The sequence below is a fragment of the Marivita geojedonensis genome, from assembly GCF_002115805.1.
Classification (GTDB): Bacteria; Pseudomonadota; Alphaproteobacteria; order Rhodobacterales; family Rhodobacteraceae; genus Marivita; species Marivita geojedonensis.
Genome location: NZ_JFKC01000012.1, coordinates 66,078 through 91,847, shown reverse-complemented (window position 1 = coordinate 91,847; position 25,770 = coordinate 66,078). Strand labels below are relative to the sequence as shown.

Below are 25,770 nucleotides of genomic sequence, written 5' to 3'. Positions count from 1 at the left end.
ATACTGGACACTTGGCAAATGTGAGTCAACAATTCGATTATGAAAAAGCCTCGGCACAGTTCAGGCCGCGTCATAGTGGTTGGCGCTGGGATTGGCGGCCTCGCGGCCGCCCTTCGGTTGGCGCATCGCGGCTATGACGTAACTGTGCTTGACCGTCAGTCTGTGCCGGGCGGCAAGATGCGACAGGTCAATGGGGTGGACGCCGGACCAACGGTCCTCACCATGCTTGATGTCTTCGAAACCCTGTTCGGCGATGTAGACGAAGCCCTTTCGGATCATGTGACGCTGATCCCGCAGGACATTCTCGCTCGGCACTGGTGGCCGGACAGTGGTCCTCTGGACCTCTATCCAGACAGAATGGCCAGCGCCGAGGCCATCGGTGCATTTGCCGGTGGCACGGCAAAGGCAGAGTTCCTGTCTTTCGCTGATCGCGCTGCGCGGCTGTTCGACGGCTTCCGTGATCCGATGATGCTTCAACCCGAACCAAAGTTGAGCGCGTTGACGGCCCATGTGATGAAACACCCGTCGTTGATCCGTGACATGGGTGTGGGACAAACATTCAAACGATTGCTTGAGAACAGCTTCACCGACCCGCGACTGCGACAGCTTTTCGGACGGTACGCAACGTATGTCGGTGGTTCACCCGACCGATCCCCCGCCCTCCTTTCCCTGATCTGGGACGCAGAAGCGCGTGGGGTCTGGTGCGTGAAAGGCGGGATGAGCGCGCTGGCCAAGTCCATTGCCACGTTGATCACAGCGAAGGGCGGAACACTCCGCCTTGGCGCCGAGGTTCAAAAGATCAACGTCGAGCAGGAAGAAGTGTCCGGCGTCACGCTGACCTCGGGTGAACGGCTCTATGCCGATCATGTCGTCTTCAATGGCGACCCCCGCGCGCTTGCGCTCGGCCTTCTCGGGCCGGCCACCGCGAATATCGCGTCCATCACAACCAAACGCGCGCGCAGTCACTCCGCCAATGTCTGGAGCTTTTGCGCAACGCCCTCAAAAATCGACCTGGTGCATCACAACGTCTTTTTCTGCGACCCCGGCAAAAACGAATTTGCCGAGATCGAACGCGGCTTCATCCCGTCCGACCCCACGCTCTACGTCTGCGCCGAGGATCGGGGCCAGAACGCCGACGTCCCTGAAACAGAGCGCTTTGAAATCATCATGAACACGCCGCCGCTGACCCAGCGCGCGGCACAGCCCGAGGACTACGAGATATGTCACACACGGACGTTCCCAACTCTTCGCCGCTTTGGGCTGAGCTTCTCACCGGAACCGGGGCGGGACGCCCTGACGACGGCGAAGAGCTTCGACGCTCTCTTCCCCGGCAGCGCCGGTTCGCTTTACGGGCAGACCCCGCACGGGATGACCGCCGGGCTGGAGCGACCGACAGCGCGCACCCAGATCAAGGGTCTGTATCTGGCGGGCGGCGGAGCACATCCGGGAGCGGGCGTCCCGATGGCAGCGCTCTCCGGCGGGCACGCGGCCGAGGCGATTGTGACGGACCGAACTTCAACCTCAAGGTTCCGCCAAACGGCTACGCATGGTGGTATATCGACGGAATCAGTGGTGACGGAAAACGTGCCGTATCGGTCATTGGATTCATAGGCTCGGTCTTTTCGCCCTGGTATCGCTGGTCCGGACGAAAAAACCCCGAAAACCATGTCTGCATCAACGTGGCCACCTATGGCCCCGGCGGACGCTTCACCATGACCGACCGGGGCACCCCTGCCCTGCGCCAAAGCGCGAACAGCTTTACCGTCGGGCCATCGTCAATGCGGTGGGTGAACGGGAAACTGGTCATCGACATCAACGAAATATCCTCTCCACCACTGGTCAGCCGCGTCCGCGGGACGATCACTGTTACGCCCAGCGCGATCACGTCGGTCGAACTCCCTTTGACCGAGGACGGCACTCATATCTGGCGCCCGTTTGGCCCGGTGTCCGACATTTCGGTCGACCTCGAAGCGCCCGGTTGGCAATGGGACGGACACGGATACTTCGACGCAAATTTCGGAACCCGCGCTCTGGAACAGGATTTCGCCTACTGGACCTGGGGCCGGTATCCGGCTGCCGGGGGAAGCACGTGCTTCTACGATGCAACGCGCCTCGACGGGTCGGAACTCGGCTCTGGCTTCCACTTTGATCGGGACGGCACAGCAACCGAAATCGACCTTCCACCGCAGCTCGAATTCCGCCGGTCCCTGTGGGCCGTGCGCCGCGAAACACGCGGCGATTACGGGTTCCGTCCGCGTCAGGTGATGAACATGCTCGACGCGCCGTTCTACTCACGATCCATGGTCGAAACACGGTTGAACGGCGAAAAAACTGTTGGCGTGCACGAAGCGCTCGACCTGACCCGGTTCAGGTCAACACTGATCAAACCGATGCTCGCAGTCCGGGTGCCCCGCCGCAGAAACTGGTCGTTCGATTAGGAATTGGCCGGCGCGCGCTTGTTCGCCTCGTCCGGGTTCAGCCGCCAGACGCTCAGGTTCAACGCGCCCGCAATCGTCACCCAGACGAGATACGGCAAGAACAACAGCCCGGCGATCAGATCGACCTGCAACAGCGCATAGATCGTCGCCGCCACCGACAGCCAAAGCGCAGCCAGAACGAACATGCCAAGCTTGATCCGCTTCAATCCGAAGAACACCGGCGTCCAAAGCCCGTTCAGCGCAATCTGAAGCGACCAAAGCGCCATCGCCACTGCGTTGTCCGGACTGACCGCGGCGCGGGCACCAGCAGCGGACATGCACAGATAGAGCGTTGTCCACGTGACGGGAAACACCCAATCCGGCGGTGTCCAGGACGGCTTGTTCAGGTTGCGATACCACGGCCCCGGCGGGAACAGACCGCCGGTCGCGCCCGCAGCGAAGCAGGCCAAGAGGAAAATGCCGAAGAGCAACCAGAACATGGATGTCAGTTAGGCCGAGCCTGCGCTGCAATCAAGGCGTCCCGCCGTTCTCTGTCGCGCTGCGCGACCTGAGACAGGGCCTCGAAGAGAACGTCTGAGCGAGAGCGGCGCGTGTCGGGGTGCTCTGCGGCCTGCACCAGAAACTCGGTCTCGGGAAGGCACCGAGCGTATAGCACGGCCGATTTCGGCATGACGGTCGTCATCGCCGCGCGCGCGGCGGACACAGCCAGCCACCCCAGCTTTTGCGACTTTGACGTGCGGGCCCGCGACGAGATGGAATCGTATCCGCTGCGCTGCACCTGCCCGCCGATACCGGCATAGATGAAGCGCGCCGCGTAAATTCCGGGGCGAGATGACACTGGCAAAGCCGCCACGCCCGCCTCGGATCGCATGTACAGCCGGTTCGCCTCCATGACGAGCCGCCGGGTCATCTGCCGGATCGCCTTGCTCGGTTTCGGCGTCTCGAGGAACCTCTCCGCGCTCAACCCGGCTTCATCCAACCAGTCGAGCGGCAGGTACAACCGGCCTTCCAACGCGTCTTCCCCCACGTCGCGCGAGATATTGGTCAGTTGCATCGCAACACCCAGATCGCAGGCGCGCGCCAAAGCATCCGGGTCGCGCACACGCATGAGGACACACATCATGACGCCGACAGCTGACGCAACCCGTGCAGAATAGTCGAAGAGCTCTGACAGGGTTTGGTATCGCCGCCCCATTGCGTCCCACGCCAGACCCTCCAGCAAGGCATCAGGCAAAGCGCGCGGCATGTCGAACTCTTCGACGACCCGGGCAAAGGCCCGATCCGGCGACGCATCGTCCGGGCGTCCGTCGTAGATCCGCTCAAGCCGCTCCTGAAGCCGCAAAACGGCCGCTGCCTTTTCCTGCTGCAAATCAACCGCGTCATCGGCCAGCCGGCAAAACGCATACAAAGCCAGCGACGGGTCTCTCACAGACGCAGGCAAAAGTCTGGATGCCGCGTGAAATGACAGTGAGCCATGCCGGATCGCTTCGCGGCAGGCTTCCATATCGCTCTCACGGCAACTCATCCGCGCACCAAGACCGGGTCAGGCACCAGTTGCGCCAAAACTTCTGCAGACGAGATCACGCCCGGCAAACCAGCGCCGGGATGTGTTCCCGCGCCCGTCAGGAACAAGCCCTTCAGTTCCTCGCTCACATTATGCGGACGGAACCACGCGCTCTGCAGAATACGCGGCTCAATCGAGAAGCCGGAGCCATAGGGCGAAAGGTATCTGTCCTTGAAGGTCTCCGGCGTAAACACCTCGCTTGCGGTGACCCGGCTCGAAAAGCCCGGCAGAAGCTGCTCTTCCAGTACCTTGGTCAACCGCACGCGATACTGGCGCTCCAGATCGTTCCAGTCCGCAGCATCCGCATGCCCGAGATGGGGCACGGGACTGAGCACATAGAACGTGTCGTCACCCTCAGGTGCCGCGCTCGGGTCTGTGACCGTCGGGCGATGCACATAAAGCGAGAAATCCTCGGCAACCTTGCCTTTCATGAAGATGTCGCGAACCAGACCCTTGTAGCGCGGACCGTTCAGGATGGTGTGGTGGCCCACATCTTTCCACATGCCACGGGTGCCTTTGGTGCCGAAATACCAGACATACAAACCCATCGACCAACGGCGTGATTTCAGCTTGGTCGGAGTCCAACGCTTGCGCGGTTGGTTGCGCAGAAGATGATCATAGGTGAATCCGGCATCCGCGTTCGACACCACGATGTCGGCGGTCAGCACATCACCGGAACGCAGTTTGACTCCCCGCGCCCGTCCGTTTTTGACGAGGATCTCGTCAACCTCGGTCTGCATGCGCAGCGTCCCGCCCTGCTCACCGATGATCTTGGCCATGTTCTTGGCAATCGCGGCAACGCCGCCCATCGCGTAATGCACCCCGAATTCCTTTTCGAGATGGGACACGAGGATATACATCGACGTCACGTTGAACGGGTCGCCCCCGATGAACAGCGGATGGAACGACAGCGCCATGCGCAACCGCTCATCTTTTACGCGCTTGGCCGCGTGCGCATAAACCGACCGGTCCGCACGCAGCATCGCAAAGCGCGGCAAAACGCGAATCAGGTCGCCCAGCTTGTGCATGGACCGGCGGCCCAGATCCTCGAATCCAAACCAGTAGCGCTCCTCGCTGTCCTGTAGGAACCTGTCGTACCCCGCCACGTCACCCGGAGACAATCGGCGCACCTCTTCGCGCATCGCTTGCGTGTCCTGCCGTGCCATGAAAGTCGACCCGTCCGGCCAGCGGATTTCATAGAACGGGTCAAGCGGACGCAGATCCACCTCTTGGTGGAAATCTTTTCCGCATACGGCCCATAACTCTTTGAAAACCTGCGGCACCGTCACGATCGTCGGTCCAAGATCGAAGCGGTGTCCGTCTTTCCAGATGCACGACCCGCGCCCACCCGGAACATCCAGCTTATCGATCACGGTCACGCGGTAGCCCAGCGCGCCCAGTCGCATGGCCGAGGCCAGTCCACCCAGACCCGCCCCGATCACGACGGAATGCGCCGATGTCAGCTTGTCCGAATGTGCCGCGAGGGCCGTATCAAGTTTGGTCATCATGACTCTATGATATACTGTCAACTTTACTTTACAATATTTTGCCGATCGGGTGCGTCAATAAATTAAATATCTTTTATGTTTCGCGGAAACATGTCAGACTAAGTTGACACTATGGGAACCGAAATGCAGACCGTCAGCCTGAGCTTTTTCCGCTTTGCCACGCCGCTTTCGCGCCTGTGGGCGCTGGGAATGATGGGTGCGGCTCGGTTTTCGCTTCCGCGAATCGATGGCCTTCAGTTCTGGAAACTCTGCGGTTCCGGAACCGGAGAAGGGTTTACTCCAATCCCGAACACCTCGGTTTACGCAATTCTCGCCGTCTGGCCTGATCTGGATCATGCACGGTCTGCCCTGGCAAAAGAGGCTGTATTCAAACGCTACCGGGCCCACGCTTCAGAACAGTGGACCGTGTTTCTGAATCCGTATTCCGCCCGAGGCGCGTGGTCCGGACAATCGCCCTTTGTCGAAGAATCTCCCGCGCAGATCGGTCCCATCGCCGCGCTCACCCGCGCCACTGTGCGCCCGGTCGTGGCTGCTCAGTTCTGGAAGCGTGTGCCAGATATCAGCGGTGTGATCGGCGAAGACAAAAACGTCCTCTTCAAGATCGGCATCGGAGAGGTTCCGCTTCTCCAGCAGATCACCTTTTCCATCTGGCCCGACTCCCGCTCCATGGCTGAATTCGCGCGCAACAACGGACCCCACGCGCAGGCCATCCGCGCCGTGCGCGACGGCAAGTGGTTCCGCGAAGAGCTTTACGCCCGTTTCCGCGTTGCTGATGAGGTCGGCAGCTGGGAGGGGCAATCCCCCCGCATTCTCAAGGATATCGCCGCATGAGACATCCGTTTCCCTTTTCCGCAATCGTGGGTCAGGACCAGATGAAACTGGCCATGATCCTCACCGCAATCGACCCCGGCATCGGCGGGGTTCTGGTGTTCGGCGACCGAGGCACCGGCAAGTCCACGGCAGTCCGCGCACTGGCGGCGCTACTGCCGGAAATCAGCAAACTCGAAGGCAGCCCGACCAACGCAGCGACCGAGGCGGAGATGCCCGATTGGGCCGATCCCGTCTCTGGCAATATGGTCAATGTCCCGACGCCCGTGGTCGATCTTCCCCTTGGCACAACCGAGGACCGTCTGGTCGGCGCGCTCGACATCGAACGCGCACTCAGCCGAGGGGAAAAGGCGTTTGAGCCGGGACTGCTGGCCAAAGCCAATCGCGGATACCTCTATATCGACGAGGTGAACCTGCTGGAGGATCACTTGGTCGATCTGCTGCTCGACGTGGCTCAGTCAGGCGAAAACGTCATCGAGCGCGAGGGCCTTTCGATCCGTCACGATGCACGTTTCGTGCTGGTCGGGTCCGGCAATCCGGAAGAGGGTGAGCTTCGCCCACAATTGCTCGACCGCTTCGGCCTGTCCGTCGAAGTCCGATCTCCCAACGACATCGAAGAACGTGTCGAGGTCATCCGCCGCCGCGCCGCGTTCGACACCAACCCGGACGCCTTTGTCGAGAAATGGTCGGTCGAGGACGCCAAAATCCGCGACGCCATCCTGGCCGCACGTGATGCCCTGAAATCCACAGACGCCCCGGACGACACGCTGCGCGATTGCGCCGGGCTGTGCGTCGCAATCGGCTCTGACGGTTTGCGCGGCGAACTCACTTTGCTCCGCGCCGCCCGTGCGCTTGCTGCATACCAAGGCAGCCCGATTGTCACCCGCGATCACCTGCGGTCTGTCGCCTCGATGGCGCTCAGTCACCGCTTGCGTCGCGATCCGCTTGACGATGCCGGGTCGTCCACCCGCGTGGATCGCACCGTCGAGGAAGTCTTTGCATGAGAGAAGACCCCTCTGCCGTTCAGGTGCAGGGCCAATTGGCCCTGACACTTCTGGCGGTCGACCCGGTTGGGTTGGGGGGTCTACACCTGCGGTCCCGCGCAGGCCCGGTGCGGGACATGTTCTGCGCTCCGGTCAAATCGCTCTTCCCAAAGGCGCGCCGGATCTCACCGTCGATTTCTGACCTGCAGCTCTTCGGGGGCGTCGATATCGGCGAAACCCTGACGCGTGGTGAAATCATCCGCGCGAAGGGCATCCTCGAAACTCCAACGCCTTTGGTCTTCACGATGGCCGAGCGCTGTGAACCGGGCCTTGCCGCCCGTTTGGCGCAATCGCTCGACACCGGCATCGGGCATGCCTTGATCCTTCTCGACGAAGGGGCAGAGCATGACGAGATCGCCCCAAGAACCCTGACCGAGCGGCTTGCCTTCCATGTCGATCTGGAGGGCCTGCGTCATGTAGAACTCGTCCAGATGGTGATCCAGGACACCGACATCGACGCCGCCCGCGGGCGTCTGCCTCTGATCGAAATCCCCGAGGATGTCCCCGCGGCCCTTTCCGTAACAGCCGTGCGCTTCGGTATTGACAGCTTGCGGGCACCGCTGATCGCCTTGGCCGCCGCGCGGGCAAATGCGGCTCTGAACAACCGCAATTGCATCAACGAGGACGATCTCCAGATCGCTGTTCAACTCGTCTACGCCCATCGTGCAACGCAGATGCCCGTCGAGGAAGAGGATGAAAATCCTGAAGACGATACCCAACCTGACGACGCGCCGGATTCGCAAAGCCCGGATCAGGACGAGTCCGAACTCAACCTGCCCGACGAATTGCTGATCGACGCGGTTAAGGCGGTTCTGCCGTTTGACGTGCTTGCCATGCTGGAAGGGTCCGGTCGCGTCAAAACCGCATCCGGCAGCGGCGGGGCTGGGCAGAAGAAGCGTGGCAACCGGCGGGGCAGGCCGCTGCCTTCGCGGGCAGGGCGGCTCGACGGTGGCAACCGGATTGATCTGGTCGCCACATTGCGCGCCGCCGTGCCGTGGCAAACCATACGCCGCAGGCAAAACCCCGAACGTACGGGTGTTCTCATCCACCCCTCTGATATCCATGTCAAAGTGTTCCAGGAAGTTTCCGACCGCCTGGTGATCTTCGCAGTCGATGCGTCCGGCTCTTCCGCCGTCGCCCGCCTGTCCGAAGCCAAGGGCGCGGTCGAACTGATGCTGGCCGATGCCTATGCCCGACGCGACCATGTTGCCCTGATTGCTTTCCGTGGCGAAAGCGCGGATCTGATCCTGCCACCAACGCGGTCGCTCGTTCAGACTAAGCGCCGTTTGGCCGGTCTGCCCGGAGGCGGAGGTACGCCATTGGCATCCGGCCTAAAGGCTGCGGCCGAACTCGCACAGCGCGTCCGGGCGCAAGGTCTGTCACCCTCCATCGCGGTTCTGACCGATGGACGCGCGAATGTTCCGCTACCCGGCAAAACCGGTCGCAGCGCAGCAAATGACGACGCGCAGGCGATGGCCCGGCATGTCCGGTCTCTGAATGTGCCCAGCGCGATGATAGATACATCCGTGCGACCACATAGGGAATTGCGTTCGCTCTGCCACGTAATGAACGCCCAATATATTCCTCTGCCTCGGGCCGACGCAAAAGGACTGAGCCGGGCCATAGATACGGCGCTTGGCGGGTGACCTCATGGGCGCTGCAGAAACCCTGACGGCTTGGCCCCACGCCGAACACTCACGGTTTGTCGAAGTGCGTCCTCACCGCTGGCACATCCAAGAAATGGGGCAGGGCGATACCGTTCTACTGCTCCACGGCGCCAGTGGATCGACCCATTCATGGCGTGACGTGATGACCAATCTCGCGCGCGATCATCATGTCGTTGCGATTGATCTTCCCGGACATGGACTGACAAAGCTCGGCTCCCGCCATCGGTCTTCTTTGCCATTGATGGCGCAGGACGTGCAGTCCCTGATCGATCACGAAGGTTGGCAGCCCCGGGCAATCCTTGCACATTCGGCGGGCGCTGCGCTTGGCTTGCGGTTATTGCAGGGGTCCAATTCGAAGATACCACTGATCGCCGTCAATCCTGCCCTGACTCCTTTCAAAGGGCTGGCGGGTGTGCTGTTTCCCATTGCCGCGCGCGTTGTTTCGCTCAGCCCCATGATGGCAAAGCTGATCAAGCGGCGCATGTCTGGTCCGGGTCAGGTGATCTCACTTATGGAAACAACGGGATCGCAGATCTCACCAGAAGGGCTGAACCTGTACGCCAAGCTGTTTCGCAGCGATGCGCATCTCGATGGGACGCTTCTGATGATGGCGCAATGGAAGCTGGATGGTCTTGTCGCAGACCTCCCGGTGATTAACGTGCCCTGCACCTTTCTCGTCGGTGAAAACGACAAAGCTGTGCCGCCATCGTCCGTGCGGCAAAGCACGGAAAAAATGCCCAAGGCAGAAGTGATCGGATTTCCCGGTTACGGCCATCTTCTACACGAAGAAGCGCCCGCCTTGGTCGCGGATCAACTGCGCGCGGTTCTGCGCAGATAGACGTAATACGCTCCACCGCCACCATGACGCAGATGCGCCTCGGATACTTCCAGAACAGCGGAATTCAACGGCGCCATGCGCAACCACATGGGAACCTGCCGTTTGAGAACCCCACGCTGGCGCGGCATCGGGTCGTGCGGATCGTCGCGCTGCCCTTTCCCGGTGATGACCAGCACGAGACGAAAGCCGCGCGTATGCGACGTGAGGATAAACCGCGTCAGCGCCGTATGCGCCTGATCAAGGGTCATTCCGTGCAGATCCATCTTGGCTTCGGGAATCAGCTTGCCCCGTCGCATCTTGCCAAAGGTCTTTTTGTCCATCACGGGCTTTGATCTGGGCGCAGGCTGCGGCGTGGTGATTTGCCCGTGCGGAAGAGTGGCTTTGGTGCCAATGCCAAAAGCCTTGGGCAAATCCATCGGTTCCGGATCCGGCTTGCTGCGAACAACCGGCTTCGGCGTTTCCACCTTCCGGCGCAAAGACTGGGGCAGGGGCGTTGTTGAGTGTGCCACCTTCTGCCAAAGTTCGCGCTCCTCTGGCCGCAGTTTACGGCGGCTCATTGCAACGCCTCAGGCAGGAACGCATAGGCGCGCTGGATCGGCATCAGAACAACCATCCGACCCGGATCCTTGATACGCCCGGCTTTGCGGCCCGCCTGATCTCCGGTTCCGATGAACACATCCGCACGCTGTGCGCCCTTGATTGCAGATCCGGTATCCTGCGCGATCATCAATCGGCGCAGCGGATCGCGACCATCTTTCTCGACCCAGACCGGCGCGCCCAGCGGGGTAAAGGCGGGGTCAACCGCAATCGAACGCATCGGTGTGATGGATCGGTTCATCGCACCCAGCGGCCCCTGATCGGCGGGAACCTGACTCACTTCCCGGAAAAAGACATACGAGTCGTTGTGAAACAGGAGCTCCTGCCCGTCTGTCGGATTGCGGCGCACCCAGTTCTTGATCACGTCGGCAGACACCTGATGCGGCTGATACACGCCCCGTCTGACCAGTTCTTGGCCGATCGACCGGTAATTTTGTCCGTTGGCACCCCCGTACCCGACTCGGATCACTCTGCCATCAGGAAAACGAACCCGGCCCGATCCCTGAACCTGCAGAAAGAACAATTCGACCGGATCATCGACCCACGCGATCTCCAGCCCGCGCCCCTCCATGACTCCGCTGGTCAGAATGTCCCGACGGGTCAGCCAGGGGCGCTGCGCATGCGCTTCGGGTGGCATACTGTAGATAGGGTATCGATACCGCCCGGTCCTCACCGGCGATCCCGACAGTTCCGGCTCGAAATAGCCGGTGAACAGGGGCTCCTGTCCATCGGTGATCATCATCGGACGAAAGAACAGCTCAAAGAACTGCCGGGCATCGGTAGCATCATGGGCAAGCGCGCAGAGCGACGCCCAGTCCGGTTCATCAAGGTCCGCGCAGGTGTTGCGGAAGACCTCAAGCGCTGCCGCGTGATCATCTTCCGCCCAGCCGTCCAGATCCTCAAATCCAAGGATCGCATATTGGGTTTCAGGCTCGTTCGGCACAGTAGGTCCCGCCATAAAAACAGTCAGGGCTAAGGCTGTGCCCAGCCTTCGGATCATTCGCCCGTGGCGACAAGCTGCCAGTTCGGATCATCCGCACCCATACGCCGTGCATACGTCCAAACGTCTTTTTGCCGCTTCACCTGGGTCGGCGACCCTTCGATAATCTCACCCGAGCTGTCGCGCACAGCGGATGTGAGCTCACCGATATACTTTACAGTTATTTCAGCCGTACTTGTCGTTTCGTCAAAGGTTGCATCGACCAATGACATCTCCCGGACACCAACAAATTCCGCCTCGATGGTCAGACCCTGTTCTTCTCTTGACTCGACGACCTCTGCAAAGGTCTCGTAAACATCATCCGCGAGGAACGGTTTGATCTCTGACAGCTCCCCACGCTCAAAGCCCATGAGGATCATTTCGTAGGCCCCACGCGCACCGCCAAGAAAATCGCTCACCCCGAATGACGGCTCAACCCGCTTCATCCGCGCGAGCGCGTCGGCGGCATCGCTTCCGGCATCCACGTGATCGATGATGTCGTGATCCGGGCCACCTTCGATGACTTCAAAATCGCGTCGCGAAGAGGAGGGTGCATCCTGCCGGGGGATCGGTGGCTTTTCAAAACCTTCCCGTGTACCCAGAACGCTTTTCAAACGCAGGATCAAAAACACGGCGATGCCGGCAAGCACCAGAAGCTGTATCAGCGGAGAATTCATCAGGACCTCGCCCAGAGCAAAGTGGAAACGTCGTTGTTGCGTCCTTATGTAGGTGTTGGGCGATGCATAGTCCACCGCACGCCCGGCGAAAGGAGTGCCCTGATATGTGGCTATTTGTGGCTTTTTTGCTGGTTCCGCTGATCGAAATCGGTCTGTTCATCCAAATCGGCGGATTGATCGGTCTTTGGCCGACGCTTGGCATCGTCGTTCTGACCGCCATTCTGGGTACGTTCCTTGTCCGCTCTCAGGGCATCATGGCGTTGAACAACCTGCGCGGGTCGTTCTCGCGTCTCGAAGATCCGTCGGAACCATTGGCCCATGGCGCGATGATCCTGCTGGCCGGCGCTCTGCTTCTTACACCTGGTTTCTTCACCGACGCCGTCGGTTTTGCCCTGTTGATGCCGCCTGTGCGCCTCGCGCTCATCTCCTACATGCGGAAGCACATCAAGGTTCAGCGGTTCGAAATGGGTCCGCAGCCCGACCCATTCGATCCCAATCCGCGCCCACGCCCCCGAGATACTGTGATCGACGGTGATTTCCATGATGTCACCGAAACCAAAAAGCCGACGCATCAGGGTTCTGGTTGGACGAAGCATTGAGGCTTGGGGCCTCTGCTGCTAAGCAACGTCCAATTTTGACAACCGCTCGATCCGAGGGAGAGAACTATGGCTGATACGCCAGAAACCGCCGAGAACGGCGCCGCTCAGCAGACCGCACCGGTCAAGATGAATGTCCTTGCACAATTCGTGCGGGACTTGTCGTTCGAAAACATCCTTGCCCAGAAGGGCGCACAGGGCGACGTGCAGCCTGATGTGCAGCTTCAGGTGAATCTCGACGCCAAGAAGCGCACCACCGATCATCAGTACGAAGTGATCATGAAGCTTCAGGTAAATTCGAAGGCCAAGGAATGCGGTGACATGCTTTTCGTGCTCGAACTTGAGTACGCCGGCGTCTTCCACATTGAAAATGTGCCAGACGAGCAGCTGCATCCGTTCCTTCTGATTGAATGTCCGCGGATGCTCTTCCCGTTCGTTCGCCGCATCGTAAGCGATGTGACCCGCGACGGTGGTTTCCCTCCGCTCAACCTCGAAACGATCGATTTCCTTCAGCTGTACCGTTCAGAACTGGCACGCCGCACAAGCGCGCAGCCGGCGGAAACAGCGAACGCCTGATCTAGAGCCGCTTCCACAAAGCGGCATCACCAAGTTTTTCGACAAAGGCGGCGTGAGCCGCCTTTTCGCTGTCCGACAGACGGGACGCGAGCGGGGTCGGACGGGGCTGAGGCCGCCACTCAGATGTGGTTTCCTCCGCACCTGACTTTGCCTGTGACACGTTAAGCCCGAAATCCGGCTGCTTCCCACCGATCAGTTCAAGATAAACTTCGGCCAGAATCTCGGAGTCGAGCAATGCCCCGTGCAATGTACGGGACGAATTGTCGATCCCGAACCGACGACACAATGCATCAAGCGATGCAGGTGAACCGGGAAACTTCCGACGCGCGATTGCCAGCGTGTCGACGGCGCGATCATACGGGATCGCCGTCATCTTGACCCATGACAGCTCTGCATTGATGAACTTCATGTCAAAAGCCGCATTGTGGATCACCAGTTTGGCGTCCCCAATGAAGTCAACAAACGCCTGCGCGACATCTGCAAATACCGGTTTGTCCCGAAGGAAATCATCCCCCAGCCCGTGAACTTCGAACGCCTCCTGCGGCATCGCGCGTTCCGGGTTGATGTATTGGTGATAAGTCCGCCCGGTCGGTACATGGTTGAACAGTTCCACCGCACCGATCTCAACAATGCGGTCCCCTTGGTCCGGTTCGAAACCCGTTGTTTCCGTATCGAGAACAATCTCACGCATCGGTCATCTGTTTCCTGATCTGCTCAAGCACATCGTGGACCTGCGACCGTGCATGTTCAAGTGTGTCCGTCTCGATCACGAAATCCGACCGCGCGCATTTTTCCGAGTTCGGCATCTGTTTTTGTCGGATTGCCAGGAATTGGTCTCGGGTCATGGTACCGCGCTCAAGCACCCGTTTTTCCTGCACTTCAGGTGAAACAGTGACACATGCAACGGCATCCATCTCCGTGTCTGCTCCCGTCTCGAAAAGCAGCGGAATGTCGAAAACGACAATCTCCGCCTTTGTTGCTTCAGCAAACTGCGCGCGGTCCTCGCGCACCAGTGGATGTACCACGCCCTCGATCCTTTTCAGCGCGTCCGGATCCCGACCGATGATCTTGCGCAGAGCGACGCGATCAACGACACCGCCCAGGATCGCATCTGGAAACAATGCCGCCATCGGAGCGACTGCCGCACCGTTTTCGGAATACAGGCGATGCACCGCCGCATCTGCATCCCAGACTGCGCAACCCGCCTCGGCGAAAAATCCGGCGGTGGTGGATTTGCCCATCCCGATGGATCCGGTCAGTCCGAGCTTGAAACTCACCTCAGAACCGCCGCGCGCACGTTTTCATCGACAACCGGACGTTTGCCGAACCACCGCTCGAACCCCGGAACAGCTTGGTGAAGCAGCATCCCGAGCCCGTCGACAACGCGACAGCCACGGTCTTCCGCCGTTGCCAAAAGACGTGTGCGCAGCGGAGCATAAACAAGGTCATTGACGATGGCGCCAGGTTTCAACCCATCCAAAGGAACGCGCATTTCGGGTTTGCCGGTCATGCCAAGCGATGTGGTGTTTACAACCAGATCAGCCTCCTCAAGCACGTTCCCGGCCTGCACCCATTCGATCACCTGCACCCTGTGTCCGAAATCCTCGCGCAGCTTTTCTGCCCTGATCCGGGTACGGTTGGTCAGCATAATCTTGGGCACGCCCACATCGATCAAAGATGCCAATACGGCTCTGGAAGCACCGCCCGCTCCAAACACGACCGCAGGTCCCGATTTCGGATTCCAATCGGGGATGGTCTGGCGGATATTTTCGATAAAGCCATACCCATCCGTATTATCCGCGTGAATCCTTCCATCCTTGCGGAAAATCAACGTATTCGCGGCCCCGATGAGCGTCGCCCGATCCGTGATGAGATCGGCGATCTCCATCACTTTTTCCTTATGGGGGATCGTAACATTCGCCCCGACAAACCCAAGATCGGCCAGTCGCGGCAGGAGGTCGGCCAGTTTTTCCGGAGCGATGTCGATGGGCACGTAATGCCCCTTCAGACCGTACTTCCTCAGCCAGTAACCATGGACATTCGGGCTTTTGGAGTGTGCCACCGGGTGGCCGATCACTCCCGCGAGGGGGATTTTGTTGTCACTCATCCGTCGATCCGTCCGATCAAAGTAAGGTGGTTGAGCAGTTCCAGTAACGGAAGTCCAAGCACCGTAAAATAGTCACCCTGCACCTGCGTAAACAGCCGCGCGCCTTCTTCCTCGAGCTTGTAAGCCCCGACAGAATGGCGAATGCTGTCCCAGTTTCGGGTCACATAACTGTCCAGATAGGCGTCCGAAAAGTCACGCATGCGCAGACGCACGACTCCGACATGCCGCCATTTCGGTTCACCGTCCTGATAAAGAACCGCGGCAGACATCAGTGTATGAGACCGGTTGCGCAGTGCCTTGAGCTGGTCCCGAGCGTCATCCGGACTTTGGGGTTTTGTAAACACGGTCCTGTCGAAGGACAAAACCTGATCACACCCAAGCACCAGGTCGCCCGGCCGCTTGTCCGATACCTTGCGCGCTTTCATTTCCGCGAGAGTATCGGCAATGTCTCGGGGTGTTGCCTCTTCCGCCTCAAGCGCACTCCGGATGGCATCCTCGTCGATTCGTGGCACCTGAACGTCGAATCGAAGCCCTGCATTCCGAAGCAGATCCGCGCGGATTTGTGATCCGGAGGCCAGGACAAGATCTAGATTCATGTGGACAACTCCACGAACAACTCAGGTTTGTTTACAGGAGTGTTTTGGGGAAATCCGACCGTATCAGCAACCCATTTGAAATTCTGGTCTGTTTCAAATGATCTGTCTTCGGGTTTTCCGCGCTGTGGAAAGGATAACTCGAGGGCGTTCAAAACCATGTCCAGGAACAGGTTGTCATGAGTATTCCCTGATTTATCCACGCACAGTAACAAAGAAATGTAATATTTTACAGTTACTTAGGACAATAGCATGGATTTTACACATAGATTACCCACATCCGTCCACAGATCAGAGTTATCGGGATAACTTGGGGGTAAGCCTTTAATCCACAGATTGGGGGTGCTGCTACTATCATCCAAAACCTTTCTTTTTTCTTAATTTATTATTGAAAAGACGGGTGTTTGACAGGCTCGATCCCCTCAGCTAAGAGCAGCACAGTCCTGTTCTGGACGCGACTTTCCTGAGACAACCAAGATAAGACTGCAAACACCCGCAGTCCGGGATTTTTCATGACCGAAAAGCTGAACCTTGCCGATCTGAAGGCAAAAAGCCCCAAAGACCTTTTGGCGATGGCCGAAGATCTGGAGATCGAAAACGCATCTACCATGCGCAAGGGCGAGATCATGTTCCAGATCCTGCGCGAACGCGCGGATGAAGGCTGGATCATTTTCGGTGATGGCGTGCTCGAGGTGCTTCAGGATGGGTTCGGCTTTCTCCGTTCTCCGGAAGCCAACTATCTCCCGGGTCCCGATGATATCTATGTATCGCCCGAGATGATCCGCAAATTCTCTCTGCGGACTGGGGACACGATCGATGGTGAAATCAAAGCGCCTGAGGACAATGAACGTTACTTCGCGCTCATGGACTGCCGTCAGATCAACTTCCAGGATCCCGAGCGCGCCCGCCACAAGATCGCGTTCGACAACCTGACGCCGCTCTATCCTGACGAGCGCCTGAAGATGGAGATCGAAGATCCCACCATCAAGGATCGCTCTGCCCGCATCATCGACCTCGTAGCGCCCATTGGTAAAGGCCAGCGGTCGCTGATTGTTGCCCCGCCGCGCACTGGTAAGACTGTTCTGCTTCAGAACATCGCGCATTCGATCGAACGCAATCACCCGGAATGTTACCTGATCGTTCTCCTGATCGACGAACGCCCGGAAGAAGTGACCGACATGCAGCGTTCCGTGAAGGGCGAAGTCGTCTCCTCGACCTTTGACGAACCGGCCACCCGCCACGTTGCCGTGTCCGAGATGGTCATCGAAAAGGCCAAGCGTCTGGTCGAACATAAACGAGATGTTGTTATTCTTCTCGACTCGATCACAAGACTTGGTAGGGCGTTTAACACTGTTGTTCCGTCCTCTGGTAAGGTTCTGACCGGTGGTGTGGATGCAAACGCGCTCCAGAGGCCCAAGCGGTTCTTTGGTGCGGCGCGGAATATCGAAGAGGGTGGATCGCTTACCATCATCGCAACCGCGCTGATCGACACTGGCAGCCGGATGGACGAAGTGATCTTCGAAGAATTCAAAGGCACCGGTAACTCTGAAATCGTGCTCGACCGCAAGGTTGCAGACAAGCGCGTCTTCCCGGCGATGGATATCCTTAAGTCCGGTACCCGTAAGGAAGACCTGCTGGTCGACAAGGTTGATCTTCAGAAGACCTTTGTTCTGCGCCGCATCCTGAACCCGATGGGCACCACGGATGCGATTGAGTTCCTGATCTCCAAGCTGAAGCAAACCAAGACGAATTCGGAATTCTTCGACTCCATGAATTCGTAAACCTGACGGGCGTGCAACGTCATGGATACTATTTTTGCCTTGGCGACAGTGCCGGGAAAATCCGGCGTTGCAGTCATCCGCGTGTCAGGACCGGACGCGCTGAGTTCGTGTGTGACTTTCGGATTTGAACCGCCAGCTGCACGACAAGCTGCTCTGCGTCGACTGAATCACAAAGATCGGGGATTTCTGGATGAAGCCCTGGTTCTTGTGTTCGAGGACGGTGCTAGTTTTACCGGGGAGCCGGTCGTCGAATTTCAAACGCATGGCAGTCTGGCGATCGTCAATGCCGTGCTTGAAGCGCTCAAGGAAATCCCGAATTTTCGATCTGCGGAACCGGGAGAGTTCACGCGCCGTGCTTTGGCGAATGGCCGGCTAGATCTGACGCAGGTTGAAGCCCTGTCCGATCTTATCGATGCCGAAACGGAAATGCAGCGGAAACAGGCGCTCAAAGGTTTTACCGGACGCCTTAGAGAAAAGGCTGAAACCTGGCGCGCGGATCTTATTCATGCGGTTTCTCTCCTTGAGGCGACGATTGATTTTGCCGATGAGGAGGTTCCGGTGGACGTGTCCGAGGATGTGAACCGCCTTCTGTCTGGAGTCCTGAAAACAATTGATGCCGAAGTAGAAGGCTTCGGCGTCGCGGAACGGGTTCGGACCGGATTTGAAGTTGCGATTGTCGGACCTCCGAATGCCGGGAAATCCACTCTCCTCAATGCCCTCGCCGGCCGTGACGCTGCGATCACATCCGAAATTGCAGGAACGACGCGTGACGTGATCGAAGTTCGCATGGATTTGGAATCCCTTCCTGTGACCTTTCTTGACACGGCAGGGTTGCGAATGACGGATGACACGGTCGAATCCATCGGTATCCAGCGCGCTATGGATCGCGCAAAGGCGGCCGATCTTCGGGTTTTCCTGAAGGGAGACGGAGATTTTGGTGATCTGGAACCAACGGAAATGGATATCGTGGTTCAGGGTAAGGCCGATCTGCGTGCCGATGGAGATGGGATTTCCGGTCTGACTGGAGCAGGTATCCAAAACTTGGTGGACCGGGTGAAGTCGGTGTTGCTGTCTCGGGTCGCATCAGCAGGACTTGTATCTCACCAACGGCAGAACGATGTCTTGGTGGAAGCGAAGACGTATCTTGAAGCAGCCATGGGGTTTGTCGGATCGGGCCCGGAGCACTATGATCTCGCCTCGGAAGAGTTGCGGTCGGCGATCTTTACGCTTGAAAGGCTTGTGGGCCGTGTCGACGTTGAAGATGTGCTTGATAAGGTTTTTTCGAGCTTCTGCATCGGAAAGTAAGGAGTGTTTCACGTGAAACAATTTGATTTCGATGTCATCGTTGTTGGTGGAGGCCACGCTGGCTGCGAAGCGGCGCATGCCTCTGCGCGGCTTGGTGCAAGAACCGCCCTCGTCACACTGACCGAAGAAGGTATCGGCGTGATGTCCTGCAATCCGGCAATCGGTGGGCTTGGGAAAGGGCACCTTGTTCGTGAAATTGATGCGATGGACGGCATCATGGGTCGCGTCGCAGATAAAGCCGGTATCCAGTTTCGGCTGCTGAACCGCCGCAAGGGACCTGCTGTGCAGGGCCCACGCACGCAGGCAGATCGAAAGATTTACCGCACCGAGATGCTTGCCGCGACCAGGTCACAACCGAATCTTGAGATTGTGATTGGTGAGGTTACCGATTTGGTCCGCGAAGGAACATCAATCAACGGCGTTGTTATCAACGAAGATCGGGAGGTATTGGCACCCTCGGTCATCCTGACGACAGGAACCTTCCTTCGCGGCGTCATTCATATTGGAGATAAACAGGTTTCCGGCGGTCGGATGGGTGAAAAGCCGTCCAACGACCTCGCAAAAACGCTGGAGTCCTTCGATCTTCCATTGGGGCGTCTGAAAACAGGCACACCGCCGCGCTTGGACGGGCGTACAATTGATTGGGGCGGGTTGGACGAACAACCGGGCGATGCTGAGCCGGTCATGTTTTCGTTCCTGTCTGATGCACCAATTGCGCGACAGGTGTCATGCGCCATAACTCACACAAACAGTCGGACGCACCAGATCATTCGCGATAACCTAAGCCGTTCCGCGATGTATGGCGGACATATCGAAGGGGTCGGCCCCCGCTACTGTCCGTCTATCGAGGATAAGATTGTCCGATTTGCCGACAAGGAATCCCATCAGATTTTCCTTGAGCCAGAGGGACTTGATGATCACACGATCTACCCGAACGGCATTTCGACGTCTCTTCCTGAAGACGTTCAATTGGATTACGTGCGATCCATCAAAGGATTGGAGAATGCCGAAATCCTTCAGCCCGGATACGCGATCGAATATGATTATGTCGATCCGCGCGCGTTGAACCTCGACTTTTCGTTGAAAGCAGCATCCGGGCTATACCTTGCAGGCCAGATCAATGGAACGACCGGCTATGAAGAAGCGGCAGCGCAAGGTTTGGTTGCTGGATTGAATGCGGCGCGCCGCGCGAAAGGGTTGGATCCAATCACTTTCAGCCGTTCTGACAGTTACATCGGGGTAATGATCGATGACCTCACATCCCGCGGTGTGTCGGAACCCTACCGAATGTTCACTTCCCGAGCGGAATATCGGCTGTCGCTTCGTGCGGATAATGCTGATCAGCGTTTGACGCCTAAAGCCATTGAACTGGGCTGCGCCAGTCAGGAGAGGATCGCTGCGTTTGAGGAAAAGATGCGGCGCTTGTCGCGGGGCCGTGCGCTGCTGGACGAGATGAGTGTCACATCCAAGCAGTTGGTCGAGGCGGGTGTTTCGATTTCTCAGGATGGTGCAAAGCGTACCGGCTTCGAAGCTCTGGCTATCGAAGCTGTCACTTGGGATGCTTTGGACTCTCTGTGCGCTGAGCTTGAAGAAATCGATCCTGTCACGCGCAGTCAGCTGGAGAAAGACGCGTTGTACGCCAATTATATTGAGCGACAGCAGAAAGATATCGAAGCCTTGCGCCGCGACGAAGCGCAGAAAATCCCGGCAGAGTTCGATTTTTCTTCAATCGAGGGTCTGTCCAACGAATTGAAAACCAAACTGTCCGCGGCAAAGCCGGGGAATATCTCGCAGGCGTCCCGGGTTGATGGTATGACGCCGTCGGCGTTGTTGTTGATCTTGTCCAGACTTCGTACGACCTCCCGTCAGGAGCGCGCTACCGGATGAATGTTTCACGTGAAACACAAGACCGGCTGAACATTTATCTCGATCTTCTTCGTAAGTGGTCGCCCAAAATCAATCTTGTGTCGCCTGCGTCTTTAGAGGACGCAGGCAAAAGGCATTTTGACGATTCGTTGCAATTGGCTGAACTGTGCCCGGAGGGCGCAAAGGATTGGGTTGACTTAGGATCTGGCGGTGGTTTTCCGGGAGCCGTCATCGCAATAGCCAAGGTTGGGGGCGAATTGAACGTAACCCTTGTGGAAAGTGATCAACGCAAATCCGCGTTCCTACGAACTGTTTCACGTGAAACAAAAACGCCGTTCAATGTTATTTCAAAGCGCATCGAAGATGTTGAGCCGTTGAACGCGGATGTTGTCAGCGCGCGTGCTCTCGCACCTTTGACCGATCTTCTCGAGTTCGCTGACCTGCATATGAAACCAGGGGGCGTTTGTCTTTTTCTGAAGGGCGCAAACTGGCAAAACGAGGTGAACGATGCGCAAAAGAAGTGGCGATTCACCTGCGAAGCGCATAAAAGTAAAACCAGCCCAGACGCATCCATCCTGAAGATCGGAGATCTTGCCCGTGTATGATCCGACGCGCCCGGCCGGACCGAAAATCATCGCAATCGCAAACCAGAAGGGCGGTGTTGGCAAGACGACAACGGCAATCAATTTCGCATCTGCCCTGGCCGAACTCGGACAGAATGTATTGGTCGTTGACTTGGATCCGCAAGGAAACGCCTCGACCGGTCTTGGAATTATGCCGGAAGATCGACGTGCTACGACTTACGATCTTCTTCTTGATGACTTTCCCTTGAGCGACATCATCTGCAAGACACACCTTGATGGGCTGAGCCTCGTTCCGTCCACAACCGATCTGAGTTCTGCGGACATTGAGTTGATCGCAAACGAAAAACGCAGCTTCTTGCTTCATGATGCGCTGCGACAGACGGATATGGATCAGTATGATTTCGACTACATCCTGATCGATTGCCCGCCGTCTCTGAACCTTTTGACGGTCAACGCGATGGTTGCGGCTCATTCGGTTCTTGTACCCTTACAGAGCGAATTCTTCGCACTTGAAGGGCTGAGCCAACTGATGCTGACAATCCGTGAAGTCCGGCAATCGGCAAATCCAAACCTCCGGATCGAAGGCGTTGTGCTCACGATGTACGACTCGCGCAACAACTTGTCCCAACAGGTCGAAGCAGATGCGCGGGATAATCTTGGCGATCTGGTCTTCAAAACGGTCATTCCCAGAAATGTACGCGTCAGTGAAGCACCGTCTTATGCAATGCCGGTTCTCGAGTATGACACCACGTCCAAAGGGGCGGCTGCCTATCGCGCGTTGGCGCGCGAATTTCTGGGCAAACATGAAACGATGACAGCAGCGTAAGAGGGCGGTATGGCCGAAAAAAAAGAGCAGCGCCGGGGATTGGGGCGGGGTCTGTCGGCTTTGATGGCCGATATCGAACCGGAAGCAACCACAGACGCAACGCCGGCGCGGGCAGCGCGCACATTGCCGATAGAAAAACTGATTCCAAACCCGGATCAGCCCCGTAGAAGTTTCGATCAGGATGCACTGGAAGAACTGAAGCGCTCGATCAAGAGTAAAGGCATCATCCAGCCGCTGATCGTTCGGAAACATGCGGGGTCTGAAGACAGCTACGAGATCGTCGCAGGAGAACGTCGTTGGCGTGCGGCCCAGGCGGCTGGCGTTCACGAGGTTCCGGTTGTTGTTCGCGAATTTTCAGATGAAGACGTTCTCGAAATCGCGATTATCGAGAATATTCAACGGGCCGACCTGAATCCGATCGAAGAAGCGGCTGGTTATGAACAGTTGATGACCCGTTTCGGTCATACCCAAGAGAAGCTCGCGCAGGCGCTCGGAAAAAGCCGCAGCCATATCGCAAACCTTCTGCGTTTGCTGACTTTGCCGGAAGTTGTGAAACAGGCAGTAACGGATGGTAAACTGTCGGCCGGGCACGCCCGCGCACTTGTTACCGCACCAGATCCTGTTCTTTTGGCCGGAGACATTGTTCGGCGCGGGCTCTCCGTCCGAGAGGCTGAACGTTTGGTCCGCGAGGCGCTTAACCCCGAAAAAGCATCCAAGCCGAAAACGTCTGGCGAGGTGTCTTCATCGTCAAAAGATGCGGACACGAAGGCGCTCGAGGCCGATCTCTCTGCTGCTTTGGGTATGAAGGTGTCGATAAACCACAATGCGGGCAAGGAATCCGGATCCGTGTCAATCAACTACGATACGCTGGAAGATCTCGACGCCCTGTGCATGGTCCTGAGCGCTGGACGTTGATCAGCCTTTAGCGAGCTGAGAAATCAGATAATTGAGAACGGGGCGGCCTTGCTGGGTTGCCCCGAAACGTTTTTCATCACGCCAAATCAAACTTTCACTGTGCAGCTGTTCCAGCTTTGCCCAGTCAAGAATCTCGGAAACGTCATCCAGATATAGACCTTCGCTAAGGCGCAAACCCATGATAAGGCGTTCGTCCGCCACATCTTGTGGTGATAAAGGCTCTGTTGATCTTACACCTGTGCCGGACTCAACACCAGCCAACCACGCTTCGGGGTTTTTCCAGCACTCTGTCGCCAGCCGCTGTCCGTTGAGCGTCAATCTGCCGTGGGCGCCGGGTCCAACGCCTGCATAGTCGCCCCCGCGCCAATACAGCAGATTGTGTTTGGATTCCGCGCCTGGCCTTGCGTGGTTGGATACTTCGTACGCGGTAAACCCCGCCTGACTGCACAATTCCTGGGTCAGCTCGTAGAGATCCGCACCAAGATCATCGGTCGGCAATCCCCGCAACAGCCCACGCTGCGCGCGATCCCAGAACGCGGTGCCTTCTTCGATGGTTAATTGATAGAGGGATAGATGGTCCACGGCCAACTCCAGTGCCGTATTCAGCTCGGATCGCCAGCTATCAAGAGTTTGATTCTGTCGGGCGTAGATGAGATCAAAGCTCACGCGTTCAAAGAATTGCCGCGCGGTGGAAAAGGCGGACTGCGCTTCGGACACACTGTGCAGGCGGCCAAGTTTCTGTAAATCGGGGTTATTCAGAGCCTGAACCCCCAGGGAAACCCGGTTTACCCCCAGCTTTGCGTAACCCTCGAAGCGATACGCCTCAACGGAGGTCGGGTTGGCCTCAAGCGTAATTTCGATGTCGTTCGAAAACGACCACACGTCTCGTGCGGCGGCTAGAACGGCACCGACAGTCTCGGGCTCCATCAGGCTGGGTGTACCGCCCCCAAAAAAGACCGAGGTTAGAACACGCGGACCCGTTTGAGCCCCGGTTCGCCGGATTTCCTTCGTCAGCGCCTGCGCCCACGCCGACTGATCGATCGAAGCGCGCACATGGCTGTTGAAATCGCAGTAAGGGCACTTTGCGGCGCAAAACGGCCAGTGGACATAAAGACCAAAGCCGCGATCCTGCCAGAGCTCAGTCAAAACACCCCGCCACAAACTTGCGGAAGGCGGCAGCGCGATGGCTGATCCGGTTCTTTTCCCAGCGGTCCATCTCACCGAATGTGATGTCATACCCGTCGGGTTGGAACACCGGATCGTATCCATGGCCCTGATCACCGCGCATGGGCCAGACGATCTGACCGCTCATGGTTCCGGGGAAAACCTCGTCATGTCCATCCGGCCATGCGAGCACCAAGGTACAGCAGAAACGGCCGGTCCATGGTGGCTGAACACCGGAGTCCAGAAGCGCCTTGTGTGCTTTTTCCATTGCCATGATGAAGTCACGACCAGTCTCTGTTTCCGCCCAATCCGCTGTATAGACACCGGGCGCGCCCCCCAACGCATCGATCTCAAGACCACTGTCGTCAGACAATGCGGGAAGGCCAGTGGCTTTGGCCGCCGCATGCGCCTTGATCCGCGCATTTTCAACGAATGTCGTACCGTCCTCGACTGGCTCGGGAAGGTTCATCTCGGCGGCGCCCACGACCGAAACGCCGAAATCCCTTAGGAGATCGGCAATTTCTTCGAGTTTCCCGGTGTTGTGAGTGGCGACCAACAGCCTGTCACCCTCGAACCTGCGTGTCATTCGGCGGCCTTCAGTTGAAGTTCGACGAGTTCCTGAACGCCGGAATCGGCCAGATCAAGCAGATGAGCCATCTGATCGCGCGAGAACGTTGCGCCCTCGGCAGACATCTGAATTTCGATCAACTGGCCGTCACCCCGCATGATGAAGTTTCCATCAACACCGGCTTCGGAATCCTCGGGGTAATCGAGGTCGAGCACGGGTTGCCCGGCGTAAATCCCGCAGCTGACCGCTGCGACCGGCGAAATCAACGGATCGCTGATCACATTCCCGGCCTTCATCAGCTTGTTGACCGCAAGGCGAAGTGCGACCCAGCCACCGGTGATTGATGCGCAGCGTGTTCCGCCGTCAGCTTGAATCACATCGCAGTCAACGGTGATCTGGCGTTCGCCCAAGGCAACACGATCAACACCAGCGCGCAGGCTGCGGCCGATAAGCCGCTGGATTTCGACGGTGCGGCCCTGCTGTTTGCCAGCCGAGCTTTCGCGGCGCATGCGGCTTGTCGTAGACCGCGGGAGCATTCCGTATTCGGCTGTTACCCAGCCCAGGCCTGACCCCTTGATGAAGGGCGGTACACGGTCTTCGATGGTTGCCGTGCAGAGAACATGGGTGTCGCCCATGCGGATCATACAAGATCCCTCTGCGTGCTTGCTGATCCCGGTTTCGATTGAAACCGCGCGCATTTCGCTTAATTTCCGTCCTGACGGTCGCATGGTCATTCCCTTTGATTGCCGT

27 protein-coding genes are annotated in these 25,770 nt (G+C 58.0%); 14 read left to right on the top strand and 13 right to left on the bottom strand.

What is annotated here, in order from left to right:
• The first annotated feature begins 39 nt into the window (after window positions 1-39).
• Together crtD and crtC are read left to right on the top strand one after the other, a co-directional pair.
• Entirely contained in the window at window positions 40-1,611 is a 1,572-nt protein-coding gene (crtD, locus tag MGEO_RS12940; protein WP_106299196.1) for a 1-hydroxycarotenoid 3,4-desaturase CrtD, read from the top strand.
• The gene (gene crtC / locus MGEO_RS12935; protein ID WP_085638406.1) at window positions 1,566-2,438 is read left to right on the top strand and encodes a carotenoid 1,2-hydratase; all 873 of its coding nucleotides are present in this window, start codon (window positions 1,566-1,568) and stop codon (window positions 2,436-2,438) included. The genes crtD and crtC overlap by 46 nt, the downstream gene beginning before the upstream one ends.
• Here the strand turns inward: crtC and tspO are convergent.
• Genes tspO through MGEO_RS12920 form a run of 3 tightly spaced genes read right to left on the bottom strand, consistent with a single transcriptional unit; the run spans window position 2,435 to window position 5,510 of the window.
• Window positions 2,435-2,917 carry a tryptophan-rich sensory protein TspO gene (tspO, locus tag MGEO_RS12930; protein WP_085638354.1) on the bottom strand — a complete coding sequence of 161 codons (483 nt, stop codon included), beginning with the start codon at window positions 2,915-2,917 and terminating at the stop codon, window positions 2,435-2,437. The two genes, crtC and tspO, sit on opposite strands and share 4 nt — an antisense overlap.
• A gap of 5 nt (window positions 2,918-2,922) precedes the next feature.
• Entirely contained in the window at window positions 2,923-3,963 is a 1,041-nt protein-coding gene (gene crtB, locus MGEO_RS12925) for a 15-cis-phytoene synthase (RefSeq protein WP_085638351.1), read from the bottom strand.
• Window positions 3,960-5,510 (bottom strand): phytoene desaturase, encoded by a 1,551-nt coding sequence (locus MGEO_RS12920; protein WP_085638348.1) that lies wholly within the window; start codon window positions 5,508-5,510, stop codon window positions 3,960-3,962. The genes crtB and MGEO_RS12920 overlap by 4 nt, the downstream gene beginning before the upstream one ends.
• A gap of 111 nt (window positions 5,511-5,621) precedes the next feature.
• Here MGEO_RS12920 and crtA point away from each other — a divergent pair, with 111 nt between their 5' ends.
• From crtA to bchO, 4 genes are read left to right on the top strand one after another with little or no spacing between them, the layout of a single operon-like run.
• Entirely contained in the window at window positions 5,622-6,341 is a 720-nt protein-coding gene (gene crtA, locus MGEO_RS12915) for a spheroidene monooxygenase (protein WP_085638345.1), read from the top strand.
• Window positions 6,338-7,342 (top strand): magnesium chelatase ATPase subunit I, encoded by a 1,005-nt coding sequence (gene bchI, locus MGEO_RS12910; protein WP_085638342.1) that lies wholly within the window; start codon window positions 6,338-6,340, stop codon window positions 7,340-7,342. Before crtA ends, bchI begins: the two co-directional genes overlap by 4 nt.
• The gene (locus MGEO_RS12905) at window positions 7,339-9,027 is read left to right on the top strand and encodes a magnesium chelatase subunit D (protein ID WP_085638339.1); all 1,689 of its coding nucleotides are present in this window, start codon (window positions 7,339-7,341) and stop codon (window positions 9,025-9,027) included. The genes bchI and MGEO_RS12905 overlap by 4 nt, the downstream gene beginning before the upstream one ends.
• Window positions 9,028-9,031: 4 nt before the next feature.
• Window positions 9,032-9,886, top strand: coding sequence for an alpha/beta fold hydrolase BchO (bchO, locus tag MGEO_RS12900; protein ID WP_085638403.1), 855 nt, complete (start codon window positions 9,032-9,034; stop codon window positions 9,884-9,886).
• On the opposite strand, the gene MGEO_RS12895 is transcribed toward bchO, so the two are convergent.
• From MGEO_RS12895 to MGEO_RS12885, 3 genes are read right to left on the bottom strand one after another with little or no spacing between them, the layout of a single operon-like run.
• Window positions 9,859-10,443, bottom strand: a complete 585-nt coding sequence (locus tag MGEO_RS12895) for a Smr/MutS family protein (RefSeq protein ID WP_085638336.1) — start codon at window positions 10,441-10,443, stop codon at window positions 9,859-9,861. The two genes, bchO and MGEO_RS12895, sit on opposite strands and share 28 nt — an antisense overlap.
• Complete coding sequence (gene mltA, locus MGEO_RS12890) at window positions 10,440-11,441, bottom strand: murein transglycosylase A (RefSeq protein ID WP_233139901.1); 1,002 nt, start codon at window positions 11,439-11,441, stop codon at window positions 10,440-10,442. The genes MGEO_RS12895 and mltA overlap by 4 nt, the downstream gene beginning before the upstream one ends.
• Window positions 11,442-11,479: 38 nt before the next feature.
• Entirely contained in the window at window positions 11,480-12,139 is a 660-nt protein-coding gene (locus MGEO_RS12885) for a Tim44/TimA family putative adaptor protein (RefSeq protein ID WP_085638330.1), read from the bottom strand.
• Window positions 12,140-12,243: 104 nt separating this feature from the next.
• Between MGEO_RS12885 and MGEO_RS12880 the strand changes: the two genes are divergently transcribed.
• The gene (locus MGEO_RS12880) at window positions 12,244-12,738 is read left to right on the top strand and encodes an FxsA family protein (protein WP_085638327.1); all 495 of its coding nucleotides are present in this window, start codon (window positions 12,244-12,246) and stop codon (window positions 12,736-12,738) included.
• Between the two features lie 66 nt (window positions 12,739-12,804).
• Window positions 12,805-13,311, top strand: coding sequence for a protein-export chaperone SecB (secB, locus tag MGEO_RS12875; RefSeq protein ID WP_085638324.1), 507 nt, complete (start codon window positions 12,805-12,807; stop codon window positions 13,309-13,311).
• 1 nt (window position 13,312) lies between these two features.
• Here the strand turns inward: secB and dnaQ are convergent, their stop codons facing one another.
• Genes dnaQ through MGEO_RS12855 form a run of 4 tightly spaced genes read right to left on the bottom strand, consistent with a single transcriptional unit; the run spans window position 13,313 to window position 16,014 of the window.
• A complete protein-coding gene (gene dnaQ, locus MGEO_RS12870; protein WP_085638321.1) occupies window positions 13,313-14,002 on the bottom strand; it encodes a DNA polymerase III subunit epsilon in 690 nt (229 codons plus the stop codon).
• Window positions 13,995-14,588 carry a dephospho-CoA kinase gene (gene coaE / locus MGEO_RS12865; protein WP_085638318.1) on the bottom strand — a complete coding sequence of 198 codons (594 nt, stop codon included), beginning with the start codon at window positions 14,586-14,588 and terminating at the stop codon, window positions 13,995-13,997. The genes dnaQ and coaE overlap by 8 nt, the downstream gene beginning before the upstream one ends.
• Window positions 14,585-15,418, bottom strand: a complete 834-nt coding sequence (locus MGEO_RS12860) for a shikimate dehydrogenase (RefSeq protein WP_085638315.1) — start codon at window positions 15,416-15,418, stop codon at window positions 14,585-14,587. The genes coaE and MGEO_RS12860 overlap by 4 nt, the downstream gene beginning before the upstream one ends.
• Window positions 15,415-16,014 carry a Maf family protein gene (locus tag MGEO_RS12855; protein ID WP_085638312.1) on the bottom strand — a complete coding sequence of 200 codons (600 nt, stop codon included), beginning with the start codon at window positions 16,012-16,014 and terminating at the stop codon, window positions 15,415-15,417. Before MGEO_RS12855 ends, MGEO_RS12860 begins: the two co-directional genes overlap by 4 nt.
• A 509-nt stretch (window positions 16,015-16,523) precedes the next feature.
• Between MGEO_RS12855 and rho the strand changes: the two genes are divergently transcribed.
• Genes rho through MGEO_RS12825 form a run of 6 tightly spaced genes read left to right on the top strand, consistent with a single transcriptional unit; the run spans window position 16,524 to window position 23,288 of the window.
• Window positions 16,524-17,792 (top strand): transcription termination factor Rho, encoded by a 1,269-nt coding sequence (rho, locus tag MGEO_RS12850; RefSeq protein WP_085638309.1) that lies wholly within the window; start codon window positions 16,524-16,526, stop codon window positions 17,790-17,792.
• 21 nt (window positions 17,793-17,813) lie between these two features.
• Window positions 17,814-19,097 carry a tRNA uridine-5-carboxymethylaminomethyl(34) synthesis GTPase MnmE gene (gene mnmE / locus MGEO_RS12845; protein ID WP_085638306.1) on the top strand — a complete coding sequence of 428 codons (1,284 nt, stop codon included), beginning with the start codon at window positions 17,814-17,816 and terminating at the stop codon, window positions 19,095-19,097.
• A 3-nt stretch (window positions 19,098-19,100) separates the two neighbouring features.
• The gene (gene mnmG / locus MGEO_RS12840) at window positions 19,101-20,984 is read left to right on the top strand and encodes a tRNA uridine-5-carboxymethylaminomethyl(34) synthesis enzyme MnmG (RefSeq protein WP_085638303.1); all 1,884 of its coding nucleotides are present in this window, start codon (window positions 19,101-19,103) and stop codon (window positions 20,982-20,984) included.
• A complete protein-coding gene (gene rsmG / locus MGEO_RS12835; RefSeq protein WP_085638300.1) occupies window positions 20,981-21,568 on the top strand; it encodes a 16S rRNA (guanine(527)-N(7))-methyltransferase RsmG in 588 nt (195 codons plus the stop codon). Before mnmG ends, rsmG begins: the two co-directional genes overlap by 4 nt.
• A complete protein-coding gene (locus MGEO_RS12830; RefSeq protein WP_085638296.1) occupies window positions 21,561-22,373 on the top strand; it encodes a ParA family protein in 813 nt (270 codons plus the stop codon). Before rsmG ends, MGEO_RS12830 begins: the two co-directional genes overlap by 8 nt.
• Before the next feature lie 9 nt (window positions 22,374-22,382).
• The gene (locus MGEO_RS12825; protein ID WP_085638293.1) at window positions 22,383-23,288 is read left to right on the top strand and encodes a ParB/RepB/Spo0J family partition protein; all 906 of its coding nucleotides are present in this window, start codon (window positions 22,383-22,385) and stop codon (window positions 23,286-23,288) included.
• Here MGEO_RS12825 and hemW read toward each other — a convergent pair whose 3' ends face one another.
• From hemW to rph, 3 genes are read right to left on the bottom strand one after another with little or no spacing between them, the layout of a single operon-like run.
• Window positions 23,289-24,434, bottom strand: a complete 1,146-nt coding sequence (gene hemW / locus MGEO_RS12820) for a radical SAM family heme chaperone HemW (RefSeq protein WP_233139899.1) — start codon at window positions 24,432-24,434, stop codon at window positions 23,289-23,291.
• Complete coding sequence (rdgB, locus tag MGEO_RS12815) at window positions 24,427-25,038, bottom strand: RdgB/HAM1 family non-canonical purine NTP pyrophosphatase (RefSeq protein ID WP_085638288.1); 612 nt, start codon at window positions 25,036-25,038, stop codon at window positions 24,427-24,429. The genes hemW and rdgB overlap by 8 nt, the downstream gene beginning before the upstream one ends.
• The gene (rph, locus tag MGEO_RS12810; protein ID WP_085638285.1) at window positions 25,035-25,748 is read right to left on the bottom strand and encodes a ribonuclease PH; all 714 of its coding nucleotides are present in this window, start codon (window positions 25,746-25,748) and stop codon (window positions 25,035-25,037) included. Before rph ends, rdgB begins: the two co-directional genes overlap by 4 nt.
• Between the last annotated feature and the right edge of the window lie 22 nt (window positions 25,749-25,770).